The sequence below is a fragment of the Pseudomonas sp. MYb327 genome (assembly GCF_040438925.1).
Taxonomy (GTDB): domain Bacteria; phylum Pseudomonadota; class Gammaproteobacteria; order Pseudomonadales; family Pseudomonadaceae; genus Aquipseudomonas.
Genome location: NZ_CP159258.1, coordinates 2605977 through 2622093, shown reverse-complemented (window position 1 = coordinate 2622093; position 16117 = coordinate 2605977). Strand labels below are relative to the sequence as shown.

14 protein-coding genes are annotated in these 16117 nt (G+C 59.5%); 12 read left to right on the top strand and 2 right to left on the bottom strand.

The window, feature by feature from the left end:
• Positions 1-125 precede the first annotated feature (125 nt).
• The 3 genes from ABVN21_RS11700 to ABVN21_RS11690 all read left to right on the top strand — a co-directional run bounded on the left by ABVN21_RS11700 (position 126) and on the right by ABVN21_RS11690 (position 2792).
• Positions 126-1034, top strand: coding sequence for a LysR family transcriptional regulator (locus ABVN21_RS11700; RefSeq protein WP_339552235.1), 909 nt, complete (start codon positions 126-128; stop codon positions 1032-1034).
• Between the two features lie 106 nt (positions 1035-1140).
• Entirely contained in the window at positions 1141-2163 is a 1023-nt protein-coding gene (locus ABVN21_RS11695; RefSeq protein ID WP_339552234.1) for an LLM class flavin-dependent oxidoreductase, read from the top strand.
• Between the two features lie 29 nt (positions 2164-2192).
• Positions 2193-2792 carry a hypothetical protein gene (locus tag ABVN21_RS11690; protein ID WP_339552233.1) on the top strand — a complete coding sequence of 200 codons (600 nt, stop codon included), beginning with the start codon at positions 2193-2195 and terminating at the stop codon, positions 2790-2792.
• A gap of 85 nt (positions 2793-2877) precedes the next feature.
• On the opposite strand, the gene ABVN21_RS11685 is transcribed toward ABVN21_RS11690, so the two are convergent.
• Entirely contained in the window at positions 2878-3612 is a 735-nt protein-coding gene (locus ABVN21_RS11685; RefSeq protein ID WP_339552232.1) for a FadR/GntR family transcriptional regulator, read from the bottom strand.
• Between the two features lie 262 nt (positions 3613-3874).
• Here ABVN21_RS11685 and ABVN21_RS11680 point away from each other — a divergent pair, with 262 nt between their 5' ends.
• From ABVN21_RS11680 to ABVN21_RS11655, 6 genes are all read left to right on the top strand, one after another.
• On the top strand, positions 3875-4981 hold the full coding sequence (locus tag ABVN21_RS11680) for a mandelate racemase/muconate lactonizing enzyme family protein (RefSeq protein ID WP_339552231.1): 1107 nt from the start codon (positions 3875-3877) through the stop codon (positions 4979-4981).
• 104 nt (positions 4982-5085) lie between these two features.
• The gene (locus ABVN21_RS11675) at positions 5086-6027 is read left to right on the top strand and encodes an AEC family transporter (RefSeq protein ID WP_339552230.1); all 942 of its coding nucleotides are present in this window, start codon (positions 5086-5088) and stop codon (positions 6025-6027) included.
• A 185-nt stretch (positions 6028-6212) separates the two neighbouring features.
• Positions 6213-7679 (top strand): DUF1214 domain-containing protein, encoded by a 1467-nt coding sequence (locus tag ABVN21_RS11670; protein WP_339552229.1) that lies wholly within the window; start codon positions 6213-6215, stop codon positions 7677-7679.
• Positions 7680-7804: 125 nt separating this feature from the next.
• Positions 7805-8323, top strand: a complete 519-nt coding sequence (locus ABVN21_RS11665; RefSeq protein ID WP_339552228.1) for a 2,4'-dihydroxyacetophenone dioxygenase family protein — start codon at positions 7805-7807, stop codon at positions 8321-8323.
• Positions 8324-8381: 58 nt separating this feature from the next.
• A complete protein-coding gene (locus ABVN21_RS11660) occupies positions 8382-9404 on the top strand; it encodes an NAD-dependent epimerase/dehydratase family protein (protein ID WP_339552227.1) in 1023 nt (340 codons plus the stop codon).
• Between the two features lie 50 nt (positions 9405-9454).
• Positions 9455-10534, top strand: a complete 1080-nt coding sequence (locus ABVN21_RS11655; protein ID WP_339552226.1) for a zinc-binding dehydrogenase — start codon at positions 9455-9457, stop codon at positions 10532-10534.
• Positions 10535-10538: 4 nt separating this feature from the next.
• Here the strand turns inward: ABVN21_RS11655 and ABVN21_RS11650 are convergent, their stop codons facing one another.
• Complete coding sequence (locus ABVN21_RS11650) at positions 10539-11573, bottom strand: AraC family transcriptional regulator (RefSeq protein WP_339552225.1); 1035 nt, start codon at positions 11571-11573, stop codon at positions 10539-10541.
• A gap of 262 nt (positions 11574-11835) precedes the next feature.
• On the opposite strand from ABVN21_RS11650, the gene ABVN21_RS11645 reads away from it, so the two are divergent.
• The 3 genes from ABVN21_RS11645 to ABVN21_RS11635 all read left to right on the top strand — a co-directional run bounded on the left by ABVN21_RS11645 (position 11836) and on the right by ABVN21_RS11635 (position 16116).
• Positions 11836-13710, top strand: a complete 1875-nt coding sequence (locus ABVN21_RS11645; protein ID WP_339552224.1) for a DUF1302 domain-containing protein — start codon at positions 11836-11838, stop codon at positions 13708-13710.
• 23 nt (positions 13711-13733) lie between these two features.
• Positions 13734-15089: a DUF1329 domain-containing protein gene (locus ABVN21_RS11640; protein ID WP_339552223.1), complete on the top strand. Its 1356-nt coding sequence runs from the start codon at positions 13734-13736 to the stop codon at positions 15087-15089.
• A 70-nt stretch (positions 15090-15159) separates the two neighbouring features.
• A complete protein-coding gene (locus tag ABVN21_RS11635; RefSeq protein WP_339552222.1) occupies positions 15160-16116 on the top strand; it encodes a YCF48-related protein in 957 nt (318 codons plus the stop codon).
• Position 16117: the final 1 nt, after the last annotated feature.

Below are 16117 nucleotides of genomic sequence, written 5' to 3'. Positions count from 1 at the left end.
AAGTTCTGTGGCACTAGCTCCTTGGCTGGGGTAATAATTTGTGATCCGGCGGCAGCAGCCAAAGCACCAATCTTTCGGGCTTTATGTCCCGCTACAACTAAGTTTGCACTGGAGTAAAGCTACCAATGGAAGCCAACCGATTCGGTGACATTGCTGCGTTTGTCTGCGCTGTGAAGGCTGGAAGTTTTACCTCCGCGGCCGCCTCACTTGGCCTGACCCGATCGGCCGTAGGTAAAAGTATCGCTCGTCTTGAAAGTCGGATGGGAGCACGACTTCTGAATCGCACGACGCGCAAACTGAGCCTGACTGACGAGGGGCAGGTCGCCTATGAACGCTGGAAGCAAATTCTCGAAGATCTTGATGAGGTAGATGCAACCATGGCCTTGCGCCGTGGACGGCCGACCGGCACGTTTAAACTCACAGCGCCCCTTTCCTTCGGTCAGCGCCATATCCTGCCGATTCTGGATGCTTATCTGAAACAGTGGCCTGAACTTCGTGCGGACGTCTGGTTCACCGATCGCTTTGTCGACCTCGTCGAAGAGGGGGTCGACATCGCCATCCGCATTGGCACGCCAAAAGACGATTCACAACTGTTGACCAGAACCGTCGGTTGGCAGCAGTTCGCAACGTGTGCCTCGCCCTCTTATCTGGCCCGGTGCGGTATACCGCAAACACCTGCAGATCTTGCGGGGCACGACACCATCGCGTTCATTAGTGGCCAAGCCAGTGTCTGGCGTTACCAGACACCCAACGGCCTTTATTTATATGAACAGCCTGGGCGGCTGAACATCGACAGTTCTGAAGCCATGCGCGAAGCAGCGCTGACTGGCATTGGCCTGATTCACTTACCGACCTATATCACTGGAAACGACCTGCGCGAGGGTACGTTGGTGGAAGTACTCAAACCTTACCGTTCACCACCCGACCCCATCCGGGTTGTCTACCCGAGCAAACGCCAATTGTCCCCGCGCGTCCGCGCCTTTATTGACCTGTTGATTGAGCACTGGAAATCAGGCGTGCCTTGGGAAACCTGAAAATATTGGGGACTCAGTGGACCCTGTGATGGTCTTTTGGTGTGGTTTATCCGACATGAGGATTCAATAAATATGTCAGTCATCGTCACTCACCGAGACTGCCATCATGACTATCGCCACCCAACGCTCGCCTCAAGAACAACCTGCCGCCTTACCGACTGCCCATCCTGCACTTGAACGTCACCCTGGCTTTCAACGCTTGTTTCATCCGCAGGCGCTGACGGTTGGTCTGATTTTACCCCTCGAAACCCATGCCGGCCGAGCGGCACCGACCATGCGTGGTCACGTGGAAATGGCGCAACGCGCTGAGGCGCTAGGTTTTGGCGCGCTGTGGATGCGTGACATTCCTTTCTTTGACCCGGAGTACAACGATGTGGCGCACATCTTTGAACCCCTGGTTTACATCGGCTTCCTCGCCGCCGCCACACGCAGCATCGTCCTTGGAACCACCGGTATCGTGCTGCCTACCCATGAGCCCATGTATCTGGCCAAGCAGGCGACGTCCCTGGATCAGTTGAGCGAAGGGCGCCTGGTGTTGGGGCTGTCATCGGGCGATCGATACAGCGACTACCCGATGCTGGGTATCGATTTTGAAACCCGTGGTGACCGCTACCGTGATGCCTTCTCGGTGTTTCGCACCCTGATTGAGCAGGACTTTCCGCGCTTTAGCTCCGAACGATTCGGTGGCTCATACGGAAACCTCGACCTGGTGCCGAAAGCGCCGTATGGACGCGTCCCTTCAATCGCTGTCGGCCAGGCGCAGCAGAGCATCGAGTGGTTGGCTGAACACCTTGATGGCTACCTGGCTGGGGTGCAAAGCCCCGAGCGGTTGGCATCGTTGGGCGAGACCTGGCACGCCAAAGTGCGCGAGTTCCAAGGTCGCAACGCGTTCAAGCCGTTAGGGTTGGGTGGTTATTTCGACCTCAGTGATAACCCGGACCAGCCATTCCAGCGCATCCAGGGTGGCTTCCGGGCCGGGCGCAACGGCCTGCGTAACTACCTGGAGCAAGCGCAGGCAGCCGGTGTTTCGCATATCGCGCTCAACCCAAAGGTCAGTCGCCAGCCCTACGGCGAGATTCTTGACGAGCTCGGCGAGCACATCTTGCCGCACTTCCCGTCGCACGCTTGAGGCCCAACGCAGTGTCGGAGGATCAATACATGTCATCTCTTTTTGAGTCTTACGATCTGGCGGGTCAGCAACTGTCGAATCGCATCGTCATGGCGCCGATGACCCGCGCCCGCGTCAAGGACACCGTGCCGTCTGCGGATATGGCGAACTACTATGCCCAGCGTGCGGGAGCAGGCCTGATCATCACCGAAAGCGCGCAGGTGTCGGCGCAGGGCCGTGGCTACCTTTACACCCCGGGGATCCACACACCAGCGCAGATTGAAGGCTGGAAACGCGTGACGGACGCGGTACATCAGGCCGGGGGGCGTATTGTCATTCAGCTCTGGCATGATCTGCACGCTAGTCACTTAGGTACGCCTGAGTTTCAAAAAGCCATCCGCGCGGCTTACTGCGGCACCTTGCTCCTGTCGGGCGGGTTCAACCATCTAACCGCACAACAAGCCATCGATGACGGATTGGCAGACCTGGCGGTTTTCGGTCGACCGTTCATTGCCAATCCTGATCTGGTCGATCGCTTACGGCATGGTTGGCCACTGGCCGATGCAGGTCGTGAAGCGTTTTATGGCGGCGGCTCGCAAGGCTACATTGATTATCCTGCTTATTCGTCGCGAGACGCGCAGCAAGCATGATAGGTCGGGCCTGTGTACCAGGTATCAGCCAGAAGTAGCAGCTCACTTGTAGGATAACGAGACAACCGCCATCTTTTAACCGACATCAGAAGAAAGCAATTTCGTAGCCGAATCGGGATGCGGCACTGACGATATGCTGCCCCATGATCTGACGTGCCGCCGCGGCATTCCGATCGGTCAAAGCCTGCACGAGATCTTCATGCTCACCACGTGCTGCATGCGGAATATTGCTGAAAACAGGGCCCCGTCGCGCAAAGTTCATGGTGATCAGTGCCCGCATTGGCTCGAGCACTGTGCGAATCATCGTTTCGAGATAATCGTTGCCAGACGCTGCTGCCACGGCCCGATGAAAGTCGAGGTCGGCGTTCACAGTGTCCAGCGTCGGTTCGCCAACGTATTGCATTCGCAGGACCGCAGCCTGGATCATTTTCAGCTTGTGGGGCGTCATGTGCGACGCCGCAAGCGCGGCCGCCTGGCTTTCCAGTACGGCCCGAACTTCGAACATGTTGCGGATCGTATTGTCCCCGTCCAGCAATGGCGCGTTCTCGCGCTCTAGGGAAGGCTCCGGCGATGGGGCTGCAGCCGAGACGAACACGCCAACGCCTTGGCGGGACTGGATCAAGCCCTGGGCCCGAAGCGTGGCAATCCCTTCTCGCACGACATTCCTGCTGACCCCGAAGTTCTGCGAGAGAAATTGCTCGGTTGGCAACCGGTCTCCCGGACGCAGTCGGCCAGAAGCAATCTCGTCGCTCAACGAGCGGGCGATGTGCTCGGCCAGATGAGGACGCCGCGCCACGGGTTGCACATTCATTTCACTCATTCTTTTCATTCCTTCAACTTGTCTTCTTAATCTACATCAGAAGACTTGTTCCCAACAGTTGAAACTGAAATTCATATAAGACATAAAAATTAAAAAACAATAAAAACAATGAGTTGTGTGAAAATTGGAGTTAAGTTCGCCGGAAATCAGTAGTTGTTCAGTTGAAGGACAACAGGACGTCATGTACGTTGTCCTCAACCTGGCACGGGCGAAATCCGAAAATCGCCGCGCCACCCCTGCAACCTGCTTGAGGCGAAGACCTATGAAAATTGCCAGCATTGAAACCATTCCGCTTCGGATCCCCTTCACTACGGGCGGTCCGTCGGCCGGTGGGGTCTGGGGCCCGAAAGACCTGCAAATGGTCGATTCCCTGGTGGTTAAAGTCACCACGGACGAGGGGATCGTCGGTTGGGGCGAAACTTTCGGCTTCACCGCGATACCGGCAGTGAAAGTCGTGATCGACACGATCCTCGCGCCTGAACTGATCGGCAGTGATGTCACGCGGCGCGAGAAACTGCAGGGCGATCTGCAGAAGAAATTCCACGTCTTCGGTCGCAGCGGCGCGTTCATCTATGGCCTGTCGGCGATTGACATCGCGCTGTGGGATATCGCTGGCAAAGCGGCCGGTAAACCCATTTACCAATTGCTGGGCGGCAGCGAGGCCACGTCGCTGGCAGCCTATGCAAGCTTGATCCGCTATGCCGACCCTGAACTGATTCGGGTCAATGTGCAGCGCGCGGTCAACAGCGGTTTCCGTCACCTCAAGCTGCATGAGGTGAATGCAGACGTCATCCGCGCCGCGTGCGAAGCCGCCGGCCCCGGCGTGGAAATCACCCTTGACGTCAACGCCCCGTGGTCGGTGCGTGAAGCGCTCGATATGACCGAGAAACTGCACCCGTTGAACCTGCGCTGGATCGAAGAGCCGGTGTGGCCGCCGGAAGACTATGCGGGCCTGGCGCGAGTACGGCAGCACGGCGGTATCCCGGTGGCTGCCGGCGAGAACGCTTCGACGCTGATGGACTTCCAGCATCTGCTTGAAGCCGGCGCGGTCGATTTCATCCAGCCCAGCCCGGCAAAAATGGGCGGTATCACCGAACTGCAAAAAGTCTATGCGCTGGCCAATGCCCATGGCGTCACCGTGATGGTCCACGCCTTTTATGACGGCCCGGGCCTGCTGGCCGCCGTGCATGGCAGTGCCGCCCTCGGCGGCGCGAAGTCTCTGGTCGAGTGGCGTTACTTCGATCTCGAAGCGCAACTCTATGGCGACGCCATCATTCCGCGTAACGGCCGCATCGACGTACCGCAAGGACCGGGGCTCGGAATCGAGCCGGACCAGGACGTCATTCGAGACTACCGCTTCAAACCGTAACCGCAACGGCCGCCTAGCCATTGCCGCGTTGATCGAGGCCGCCGTATCGGCCTCGATCAGCCACGACGACATTCTTGATAAAAATAAATACGAGGATTGAGCACATGTTAGACAGAATTGTAGGGCCAATTTTGCCCGTTGCCTTTGTGATCGCGCTTGGCTACATCGCTGGCAAGCGCGGACGGCTTACCCATTCGGACAGCCTGCTGATCAGCCGGCTGGTGCTCGGCTGGATTTTCCCGGCACTGTTATTTGTCGGGATGGCGAGCACGCCTCGTGAACAGCTCTTCGACTTCAAATTCGTCGCGGCCACGTTCATCGGCATCATGGGCATGTACGCGATAGCGCTGGCAATCGGCTGGTTCACCACGCGCAATCTCAAGGTCGCAACGCTCAAGGGCTTCGTCAACGGCTACCCGGACGCGGCGTTCATGGGCATCCCGATCCTCGCAACGATGTACGGAGCCGGCAGCATTTATTCGGTTCTGGTGCTGAACCTGGTCGCGAGTCTGGTGATGATCCCCCTGACGACCATGTTGCTCACCATCGCCGATGGAAAGGGCAGTGGCACCCAGGCGTTCGTGTCGAGTCTTTCGGGGGCGGTACGCCGTCCGCTGATGTGGGCACCGGCCCTTGGCATTCTGATTTCGCTGCTGCAGGTCAAGCTGCCGCCTATTGCTGCGGAGTCACTCACTCTTCTCGGCAAGGCAACGCCTGGCGTCTCCCTACTGTGCCTGGGACTGATCATGTCGTCCGAGAAACTGAAAATGTCGGGTGAGGTGTGGGGCAACCTTGGGCTCAAGTTGCTCGTTCACCCGGTATTAATGTTCGCCGCCACTGTGGTACTGGGCACACATGGACTTTACGCCCAACAGATGATCCTGCTTTGCGCGCTTCCGTCGGCGACCATCCCGGCAATGTTCGCGAACCAGACCGGCGCCTATCAGAGTGAAGCCGCGACCTCCATCCTGGTAAGTACGGTGTTGTCGATTGTGACGTTCTCTTTCGCGATCTACCTGATTGATGGAGGACTTGCGGCAGCCTGACTGCTGGATCCGGATGGCGGGGTATGAGGCACTCGTGTCGAAATACCACGCCTGGGTTTATCCCGATTACCGCCGTGTAGGGGTGGACACATAAGTCGCCCCCCACAAAGGGTGTTGGTTTACCGTTTGACTATAGTGTTCATCGCTTACCTGCCAATCAGGGATCAAATGCGGGAGGATCAACGATGCACAGAATCAGACATTTCGCCACCAGCTTGCTGGCCATTGCGGTGCTGGGTGGCTCCCAAGTCGGTCTTGCCCAGGAGGGAATGGAAACCCAGGGCGGGCAACCACCTCCTGGCTCGCGCAGTTCCATCCAGGATTTCGACTACCAGATCAAATACCAGCGCGCGTTCGAAGCCGTGCTGTGGAATATGCCGGCCATCGCCATCTACAGTTTCAGGCGTGCAGCTTTTGACGACCTGGGCGTCAAGGACAACGACATCATTGCCTATTCGGCGCCGGCAACGCCGAAACTCGAAGCGATTACTGCCAACAGCAGCACGCCTTACATCACCGCATTCACCGACCTGCAAAAAGGCCCGGTCGTATTGGAACTGCCTGCCGCGAGCGAGGAGGGCAGCGTCTACGGGCAGGTGGTGGATGCATGGCAACTCACCATCGCCGACGTTGGCCCATCGGGTCTGGACAAAGGCAAGGGCGGGAAATTGCTGTTCACGCCGCCGGGGTATACCGGCGAAGTCCCTGCTGGCTACATTCACGTTCCGTCGCCCAACTACCGGATCGCCCTCGCTTTCCGCTCTGTGCGTGCCCCTGGCAAAACCGCCGCTGACGCTTATCAGTATGCAAAGAAATTGCGCATGTATTACCTGGCAGAAGCGAGCCATCCCCCGCAGCAGCGCTTTATCGACCCGATCGACAAGGTTTACCCGACGTTGCCCTTCTATGACGAACGCCACTTCGCGGACATGCATGCGGTGATGAGCATCGAACCCGCGCGTCCACAGGACAAGGTGATGATCGGGATGCTGCGGTCACTGGGCATCGAAAAAGGCAAGCCGTTTGCCCCGGACGAGGTCACCAGAAAAGCCATGCGCCAGGCGGCGATTGATGCCTGGTTCTACCTGCAACACTGGTTCGATAACCTGCCCAAAGACAAGTTGTATTGGCCGGACCGCCACTATGCCTCGCTGTTGATGACCGATGAAAACAAGCGCTTCTCTTTTGAGTACCCAGACAGCATTGACCTGATCGGGCGCGCGGCGGAGTACTTCTGGTGTACCTATATGCCGAAAGAGTTGAGCGACTCACCGGCCACCCAATACCTGATGGCCATGGCGGATAAAAACGGTAAACCCCTCGAAGCCGGGCAGACCTACAAGATCGATGTACCCGCCAAGATGCCGGTCAAACAGTTCTGGGCATTGACCGGTTATAACCGTGACACCATGTCGTTCATCTACAGCGCTACCAATCGCACGACGTTGTCCTCGTACGATCTGGATGCCATGAAGAAAAATGCCGACGGCAGCGTTACGATCTACATCGGCCCCAAAGCGCCTGCCGGACTGGACAGCAACTGGATTCCCACCGCCGGGAAGCGGCCGTTACCAGCCATGCGCTTTTATGGCGGCACTGAGGCTCTCAACGACAAAAGCTTCAAGCTGCCGGATTTCGAACGGGTTGAGTGAACCGTTGGCCTGGCGGCAAATGCTAAACACCTGACGGGAAATGACAATTCTTCAGCAGGTAACAGCCGCAGTATGGGAGGACGCAATAACCCATACCCGCTGTCGCCTGCATGAGGAAAACAATAATGCCAATGCCTGTGCCGTCCTTCGATCACAAGGAACTGCTGACCCTCAATACCAACGAACTGCCGATATACAAAGATGCCATGGCACCTTATTTTCCAGGCGTCGATGTGCAGCCGCTGTATCTCGACCCGAACCTGGGGGTCTGGACACTGCGCGTGATTTTCCAACCTGGCGTGCGCCTGCCCTGCCATTACCACACGGGCCCGGTTCATCTGTTCACGATGTCGGGCAAGTGGCACTACGTGGAATACCCGGATCAGCCTCAGACGGCTGGTTGCTACCTCTACGAACCGGGCGGCTCGATCCATACCTTCATGGTCCCATCTGATAACACTGAGCCCACTGACACCTTCATGGTGGTCTATGGCGCCAACATCAATTTCGACCAGGACGGCAACTTTGTGAACGTCATGGACGCCACCGACATCATGCAAATTATCGATCGCCTGGTGAAGGAGCGTGGCCTGGAGCCGGCCCGTTACATTCGTCCCGGCAACGCCGGTTACACCGTCGGTTGAGCACTCACGACGCACGCATCGGCGTCCGTCAATCCGGTCAATTTATGGAGAGTGCTCAATGAGCCATGCTGCCATGCCAACCGGCATCGAAGGCCAGACGCCTGACGTGCCGCGTTCGGTGTTCATTACAGGTGCCAGCGGTTTTATCGGTCAGGCCCTTGCCCGTCGTTATCGGGCACTGGGGGTCGAGGTTCGCGGTATGGACCTGCGCGCCGACGCGGCCAACGGTGTAGTCGCCGGCGACCTGACCCGTCCGCAGCAATGGGCCGAACATGCTCACGGTTGCGAGTTGTTCATCAATACTGCTGCGGTGGTGTCCCTGGCCGCACCGTGGAAGCAGTACCGCGAGGTGTCGGTTCGCGGTGTGCGCAATTGCCTGGACGTCGCGATCGAAAGCGGTGCCCGACGCTTCGTGCAGTTTTCTTCTATCGCGGCCCTTGGTTGGGAATACCCCGAACAGGCGGACGAACGCTGCGATGTCGTCATCGGTGAGCACTATCGCTACGGCGTGGCCAAAGGTGCGAGCGAGCACGTGGTGCTGGCGGCGCACGCGGCGGGGGAGATCGACTGCACCGTGGTGCGGCCGGGTGACGTCTACGGCCCGGGCTCGCGGGCCTGGCTCAGCGAGCCGTTGAAGATGGCCAGGGCCGGTGCGCTGATCCTGCCCAATGGCGGCAAAGGTCGTTGGACGCCGGTGTATATCGATGACCTGCTCGATGGCGTGATGCTAGCCGCCGGGTTGCCACAGGCCATAGGACAGATCTTTCACGTCAGCTCGAACGAGTCGGTCAGTTGCCGCGAATTCTTCAGTCATCACTGGCACTGGGCAGGGCGCAGCGGTTCACCGCGCAGCCTGCCGCTGGGGCTGGCGGTGACGCTGACCTGGCTGATCTGGAACGCTAATCGACTGTTGCGCCGCCATGATGAAGTGACGCCCGACACCATGTACATGTTCTCGCGTACCGGCGGTATTTCCATCGACAAGGCCCGGCGGATGCTCGGCTATGCACCGAAGGTGAATCTTGATGAGGGATTGCGTCGCTCCGAAGCATGGCTTCGTGAAGTCGGGCAATTGAGCTGATTACCTGCGGGCTGCCGGTTGCGGCGGCCTGATCTGATAGAGGGTTTTTCATGAAAGCCGTTGTCATGCGTGATAAGCAACTGCTGGTGGATTCGATCGCTGCGCCCACGCCGGGGCAGGGCGAGGTGCTGGTCAGGACACTGGCCTGCGGTATCTGCGGTTCGGACCTGCACATGTTCCATCATTGCGAGCATGTGCTGGCGAACTTCAAGCGCGGGCACATTCCGATTGCCTTCGATGACCGACAGGACGTGGTGTTCGGTCACGAATACTGTGCCGAGATCCTCGACCACGGGCCGGGCAGCGACAAGACGTTGAAGGTGGGGACGCGAGTGTGTTCATTGCCGTTCGTGATCACCGCGCAGCATTTTCACCATATCGGATTCTCCAATCGTTATCCGGGTGGTTATGGCGAGCAGATGGTGCTGGCCGAACAGATGTTGATGCCGGTACCGGGGGATTTGCCACCGGACATCGCGGCGCTGACCGAGCCGTTGACCGTGGCCGCACATGCTGTGAATCGTGCGCGTCTGGATGGCAGCGAAGTGCCGGTGGTGATTGGTTGCGGCCCCATCGGCCTGGCGTTGATCGCGGTGTTGAAGTCCCGTGGCATCGGCCCGATCGTGGCGTCGGACTTCTCCGCAGGGCGCCGAGACCTGGCAGAGAAAATGGGCGCCGACGTCGTGGTCGACCCGGCCGAGCAGTCGCCGTATCAATCGTGGCTGCAAGTGGCAGCACCCCGGGGTTACGACATCAACGGCCCGATGGCGCTGCTGGGGCTGGGGCCGCAGCCAAAGCCTTGTGTGGTGTTCGAGTGCGTGGGCATTCCGGGATTGATCCAGCAGGTGCTGCAGAGTGCGCCGCCGCGCTCGCGCCTGATCGTGGTCGGGGTGTGCATGGAAAGCGACCGGATCGAGCCACTGATCGGCATCAGTAAGGAAATGAACGTGCATTTTTCCTTCGGCTACACCGGGGAAGAGTTCGCCCATACGTTGCATGCCCTGGCTGACGGCACGCTCGATGGCGCGCCGATGATCACCGCTCGCGTGTCGCTGGATCAGGTAACCGGCGCTTTCACCGACCTGGCCCAGCCCGATGAGCACGCGAAAATAATCATCACCTACGACTGAGGCGTCATCGCCCTGAAGTGCGCGCCTGAGGCTCGGCGCGCAGTTGTGTACGGCGTACCCGCGGCGGCACACCGTACCAGCGCTTGCAGGCACGGTTGAACGAACTTTGCTCGGCATAACCCAGCAGCCCGGCAATCTGTGCCATGGGCATGTTCGCTTCCGCGAGATACAGCTCTGCCAGTTCCTGGCGTGCCTGTTCGACCATCTCTTCAAAGACCAGGTCACTCTCCGCCAGGCGCCGTTGCAGCGAACGTTCGCGCAGACCAAATTGTTCGGCAATCAGCGGCAGGGCGCAGCGTTGGGTGGGCAACAAACGGCGGATCGAGGCTTCGACCTGGCTGCCAATGTCCAGTGGATTGGCCACGCCCATGCTGATGACGTAATCCATCATCGTGTCGTGCAGCTGGATATTGTGCTGGTCGATTGGCTTGCTCAAGCAATCCGGCATCAGCACCAGGGCATTGTGCGCCTGGCCGAAATAGGTGCGGGCACCGAAGAAGCGCTGGTAACGACTCTGCGGCAGTCGTGCTTCGGTGCGCGATAACACTGAATGCGGACGGAATCCCGGCCCGTAGAGCATCTGCAAGGTCTTGAACATGACCCCAAGCGTCAACTCGATGATCTGGCGTTGACGAGGCGCAGGGCGCAGGCGCAACTCATAAATCAGATACGGATGAGCGGCGTCGATTTCGGTGTCCAGGTTCACCTGCACGCCAGGGCTATAGGTGTGCAGGAAACGGGTGACTTCCGACAGCGCTTCGCCGACGTTGCGCGCATTTTGCGCGATCACCGCCAACGGACCGAGGACCAGGATGCTTTGCCGTTCGGCCAGGCGCAGACCGAAGTCGATGCATTGAAGCCGTTCCGCGCTCAGTTCGAGCAGGTTGATCATCGTCCGGTACGGAATCACTGCCGAACCGTTGTCCAGCAGCTTGGGGTCGATCTGCATCTGTCGCAGCAGGTCGTCAGGGTCGCCGCCCAAGTCCCGTATAAGTTCGGGGAACCCGGTCAGTGAGGTGGTTTTGATCAAGGCAGTCATGTTCGGGCTATTGGCTCTTGTTCAATGAAACGGGCGCCTTGCCGGGTCGCGTTCGATCCTTTCGGTGGGGCAGTGCCATCGTCTCTGCATTTTTCATGGACGAACAGTTTAATTCTACTGCTGACGTCTAATGACAAACTTCTGACGTGAACGGACAAATGATTTTCCTGCCTCTCTCTGCATGCTTGCACAAACAAACAAGAACGCTCAGCCAAGGGGTCAAGTTCGGCCCCGCACGGTAAGGGCGATGGCGGAGATCTGCATGCACAATAAAAACTGCAAGGTTGGGACATGGGTGAAACCCTTGGCGCTGGCGGTTTCCTGCGCGTCGGCCGGGGCGGTGCAAGCCATGCCGTTCCAGCTGGAGAACGGCTGGGAAGGGGAGTGGAACACCACGCTATCGGTGGGCTCGCAATGGCGCGCGGAGAATCAGGACAGCGCACTCTACAGCGCCGCCAACGGCGCGCTGGTGGGCAAGTCCGGTGGTACGGCAGGCTCGGTCGACGCCGGCAACCTCAACTACGACAAAGGCGACCGCGTCTCGACCATCGCCAAGTTCGTCACGGACCTGTCCCTGCGCAATGGCGACATGGGCGGCCTGGTACGCGTCAAGGGTTGGTATGACGAGGCGCTCAAGGACGAAGACGTCAACTTCGGTAGCGCCTCCAATGGCTACCGCAAGAAGCCGCTCAATGACGATGGCTATGCCGATCTGCAGAAATTCAGCGGGGTCTACCTGCTCGATGCCTACGCCTACAACACTTACTACTTTGATGAGACACCAGTGCAGGTACGCCTCGGTCGCCAGGTGGTGAATTGGGGCGAGAGCGCTTATATCCAGGGCATCAACCAGATCAACCCCCTGGACGTGCCTGCGTTGCGCCGGCCCGGCACGGAACTCAAGGAAGCCCTGATTCCCGTGTGGATGGGCTACATGAACATCGGCTTGCCGGCCGGGATTTCCATGGAGGCGTTCTACCAGCTCAAGTACGAAGCCACCGCCATCGAAGGTTGCGGGCATTACTGGTCGGTCACCGAGAGCGCCATTGGCCAGGACTTTGGCGATTGCCAGCTGGGCACCTTCCTCGGTGGCACCAATCCATCGTCGCCGACCAAGATTGCCGCCGGCGCCTACCTGCCGGAGATCAAGGGCAAGGAGCCCCACGACAGCGGCCAGTGGGGCGTGGCGTTCCGCTTCCCGCTGGATGCCCTCGACGGCGAGTTGGGCCTGTACTACCTCAACTATCACTCGCGCACGCCGTACCTGGGCTTGCGCAGCACCGGTAGCGCAGCGCTGACGGAGTTTCCCAACGCCGGGACACCGGGAGCGGTGGCACGCAACGCCCAGGGCCAGTTCGTCGGGCCCAGTTGGGAATACCCGGAAGACATTCGCCTGTACGGCCTGAGCTTCACCACCACCCTGGGAGGATGGTCGATCGGCTCGGAACTGAGCTACTCGCCTAACCAGCCTGCGCAGATCAATGGCGGGGATTTGCTCAACGGCGCCCTGGCCGGTGTCGGCCCGGCGGCCGACCTCCTGCAGTTGGTGAAAGTGCAAAGCCAGTCGTTTACCGCAGGCTGGGATCGCTATGAGAAAACCCAGTTTCAGGTCAATGGCGTGAACGTGTTCCCCAACGTGCTCAAGGCCGAGAACCTGACGGTGGTCGCTGAAGTCGGTTTCCAGTGGAACAACATTCCCCAGGATGACACTGACCGCCGTTATGGTCGTGGCTTCATCTACGGGATGGGTTCCTCACCGACCATTCCCGCCGGTGGCAACACCTGTACCAGCCCGGTGCCAAGCCTGGTCAATTCCAGCGCTGCCGGCTGCAAGAACGATGGTTACGTCACCGACTTCGCGTGGGGTTATCGCCTGCGCGGCCAGCTGGACTACAACAATTTCCTCGGCACCAGCGTCACCGCCTCGCCTTATGCCTTCGTCGGCCAGGACGTCGACGGGGTCTCGATGGATGGCCAGTTCAATGAAGGTCGCATCACCAGCGCCCTGGGCATCACCTTCGATTACAACAAGCAGCACAAGCTCGACTTCAGCTACGTGAGTTTCGACAACAGCGCCGAATACGACCCGCTGCACGACCGCGATTTCTACTCCGCCAATTACAGCTACAGCTTCTGACAGAACAATAAGAGGTAAGTCCGATGAACACGATTCTTCATGCCGCGCGCCTGGGCGGCATGGCGTCTGCCTTGCTGCTCGCCCTGAGCAGCCCGGCGCATGCCCAGATCACTGCCGACCAAGCCGCTCGCCTGGGCAAAGACCTGACGCCGCTGGGTGGTGAGATGGCCGGTAATGCTGACGGTTCCATTCCCGCTTACACCGGCGGACTGGCGCAACCACCGGCCGGCTGGAGTCCGGAACAGGGCTACGTCGACCCGTTCGCCAGCGAGAAACCCCTGTTCACCATCACGGCCGCGAACATGGCGCAGTACAAGGACAAGATCACGCCGGGCATGCAGGCGTTGCTGGCCAAGTACCCGAACTATTCGATGCCGGTCTATCCGACCCATCGGACCGCCATGGTGCCGGCGGCGGTCGCCGACAAGGTCAAGCAGGAAGCGGTGCACGTCGAGCTCAACGGTTTTGGCGTGAATAACCTGAATGGTTCCACCACGCCGTTCCCGATCCCGAAAAATGGCCTGGAAGCCATCTGGAACCATAACGTGCGCTACCTCGGCGGTGGTCTGCAGCGCACCTACGCTTCCTTTCCGGTACGGGGCGGGGGCGACTACTACGCCCTGCGCATAGAAGAAAACCGCGTATTCGATAGCAACATGGACAAGCCATCGGACAACCGCCTGCTCAACTACTCGGCGCGCTTCATCTCCCCGGCTACCTTGGCCGGCACCGTGCAACTGGTGCAGGAACCGATCGACCAGGTCAAGGAAGTGCGTTCGGCGTGGATCTACAACGTCGGCCAACGCCGAGTGCGCCGTGCGCCGGACCTGGCCTACGATAACGTCAACGACGGCACCGAAGGCCTGCGCGTAACTGACGACTTCGATGGCTACAACGGTGCGCCCGATCGCTTCGAGTGGAAGCTTGTAGGCAAGCGCGAAATGTACGTGCCGTACAACGACTACAAGCTCGGTTCGAAGCAGGCCAAATACAAGGACATCCTCACCGCCAACACCCCCAACCCGGACTTCATGCGCTATGAATTGCATCGTGTTTGGGTCGTGGAAGGCACGTTGCGCCCGGACGCCAAGCACGTCTATGGCAAGCGTGTGATGTATCTGGACGAAGACTCCTGGACCTTACTGGCCAGCGACGCCTACGACACCCGTGGCACCCTGTGGCGCATCGGCGTGCATCCGCTGATCCAGTTCTACGACGCCCAGGTGCCGTGGTACCGCGCCAACATCTGGCACGACCTGAGCAACGGCGGCTACTACCTCGCCGGCCTGGCCAACGAAGAGCCGAACCCGTGGAAATTCGGGATCAAGGGTCGATTTGTCGACTTCCAGCCTGACGCGCTGCGCCGCATGGGCAAATGATCGAGAGCTGCCTTCGTCAACCTGCTGCGAGCGGCCAACGGTCGCTCGCCTGCTCACTGGAATTTTTCTCATGTCCTTACGCCACCTGGATTGGCTGGCGGGTGTTGGCGTGTGTCTGTTGGCCACCGCAGTGTGCGCCGAACCGCCCAAACTCGATTATCAGATCAGCCCTAACCATGTCCTGCTGCTAAACATCGCCGATAACGGCCAGCACCTTGTTGCCGTTGGCGAGCGCGGTGTCGTCTTGATCGCCGATGAACACGCGCAAGCCTGGAGCACTGTGCGCACGGCAACCACCCGCACGCTCTCGGGCGTCGCTTTCGCCAATGCACAGGTCGGCGTCGTCGTGGGTCATGGCGGCGCGCTGTTGCGTACCGAAGATGGTGGCCGGCATTGGACGACGGTCGAAGCCGACACCAATGGAGACGCGCTGTTGGGCGTTGTGGTGCTGGGTGAAGGGCACATGGCCGCCTGGGGCGCGTTCGGTCTGTATCTGCTGTCCAGGGACAACGGTGCGACGTGGGAGCGTTTGCCCATCCTGGACGGCGATTTTGACCGGCACATCTCGCGGATCCTCCCGCTGGCCAACGGCGAATACCTATTGGTGGGCGAGAGCGGCACCCTGGCGAAATCCGCAGACCGCGGCGAAACCTGGCAGGCCATGCAGAGCCCTTATGCCGGCAGCCTGTTCGGCGCCCTGCAACTGCACAACGGCGATCTTCTGATCTACGGCATGCGCGGAAACCTTTGGCTTTCCAGCGATGGCGGCCAGACCTGGACCCGGCGCGACACGGCAACCACCTTCGCCTTCAATGGCGCCGTCGAGTTGAAGTCCGGACGCGTTCTGGTGTTCGGCAACAGCGGCTTGCTGCTGGCCAGTGATGATCAGGGACGCAGCTTCAAGCCGCTGCCCTCCACCCATGTCAGCCTGGCAAAGGCGATACAGCTGGGCGATGGACAATTGCTCGCGGTCGGTGATCGGGGTGTCACGCCGCTCGCGGTGAACGCGACCGAGCGTCAGGAGTAAC

Excerpts from the sequence above, each read along its gene's own strand:
- ABVN21_RS11680 (WP_339552231.1), top strand. The coding sequence starts at position 3,875 with ATGAAAATTGCCAGCATTGAAACCATTCCGCTTCGGATCCCCTTCACT.
- ABVN21_RS11665 (WP_339552228.1), top strand. The coding sequence starts at position 7,805 with ATGCCAATGCCTGTGCCGTCCTTCGATCACAAGGAACTGCTGACCCTC.
- ABVN21_RS11675 (WP_339552230.1), top strand. The coding sequence starts at position 5,086 with ATGTTAGACAGAATTGTAGGGCCAATTTTGCCCGTTGCCTTTGTGATC.
- ABVN21_RS11650 (WP_339552225.1), bottom strand. The coding sequence starts at position 11,573 with ATGACTGCCTTGATCAAAACCACCTCACTGACCGGGTTCCCCGAACTT.
- ABVN21_RS11700 (WP_339552235.1), top strand. The coding sequence starts at position 126 with ATGGAAGCCAACCGATTCGGTGACATTGCTGCGTTTGTCTGCGCTGTG.
- ABVN21_RS11635 (WP_339552222.1), top strand. The coding sequence starts at position 15,160 with ATGTCCTTACGCCACCTGGATTGGCTGGCGGGTGTTGGCGTGTGTCTG.
- ABVN21_RS11690 (WP_339552233.1), top strand. The coding sequence starts at position 2,193 with ATGTCATCTCTTTTTGAGTCTTACGATCTGGCGGGTCAGCAACTGTCG.
- ABVN21_RS11695 (WP_339552234.1), top strand. The coding sequence starts at position 1,141 with ATGACTATCGCCACCCAACGCTCGCCTCAAGAACAACCTGCCGCCTTA.
- ABVN21_RS11660 (WP_339552227.1), top strand. The coding sequence starts at position 8,382 with ATGAGCCATGCTGCCATGCCAACCGGCATCGAAGGCCAGACGCCTGAC.
- ABVN21_RS11670 (WP_339552229.1), top strand. The coding sequence starts at position 6,213 with ATGCACAGAATCAGACATTTCGCCACCAGCTTGCTGGCCATTGCGGTG.
- ABVN21_RS11645 (WP_339552224.1), top strand. The coding sequence starts at position 11,836 with ATGCACAATAAAAACTGCAAGGTTGGGACATGGGTGAAACCCTTGGCG.
- ABVN21_RS11685 (WP_339552232.1), bottom strand. The coding sequence starts at position 3,612 with ATGAGTGAAATGAATGTGCAACCCGTGGCGCGGCGTCCTCATCTGGCC.
- ABVN21_RS11640 (WP_339552223.1), top strand. The coding sequence starts at position 13,734 with ATGAACACGATTCTTCATGCCGCGCGCCTGGGCGGCATGGCGTCTGCC.
- ABVN21_RS11655 (WP_339552226.1), top strand. The coding sequence starts at position 9,455 with ATGAAAGCCGTTGTCATGCGTGATAAGCAACTGCTGGTGGATTCGATC.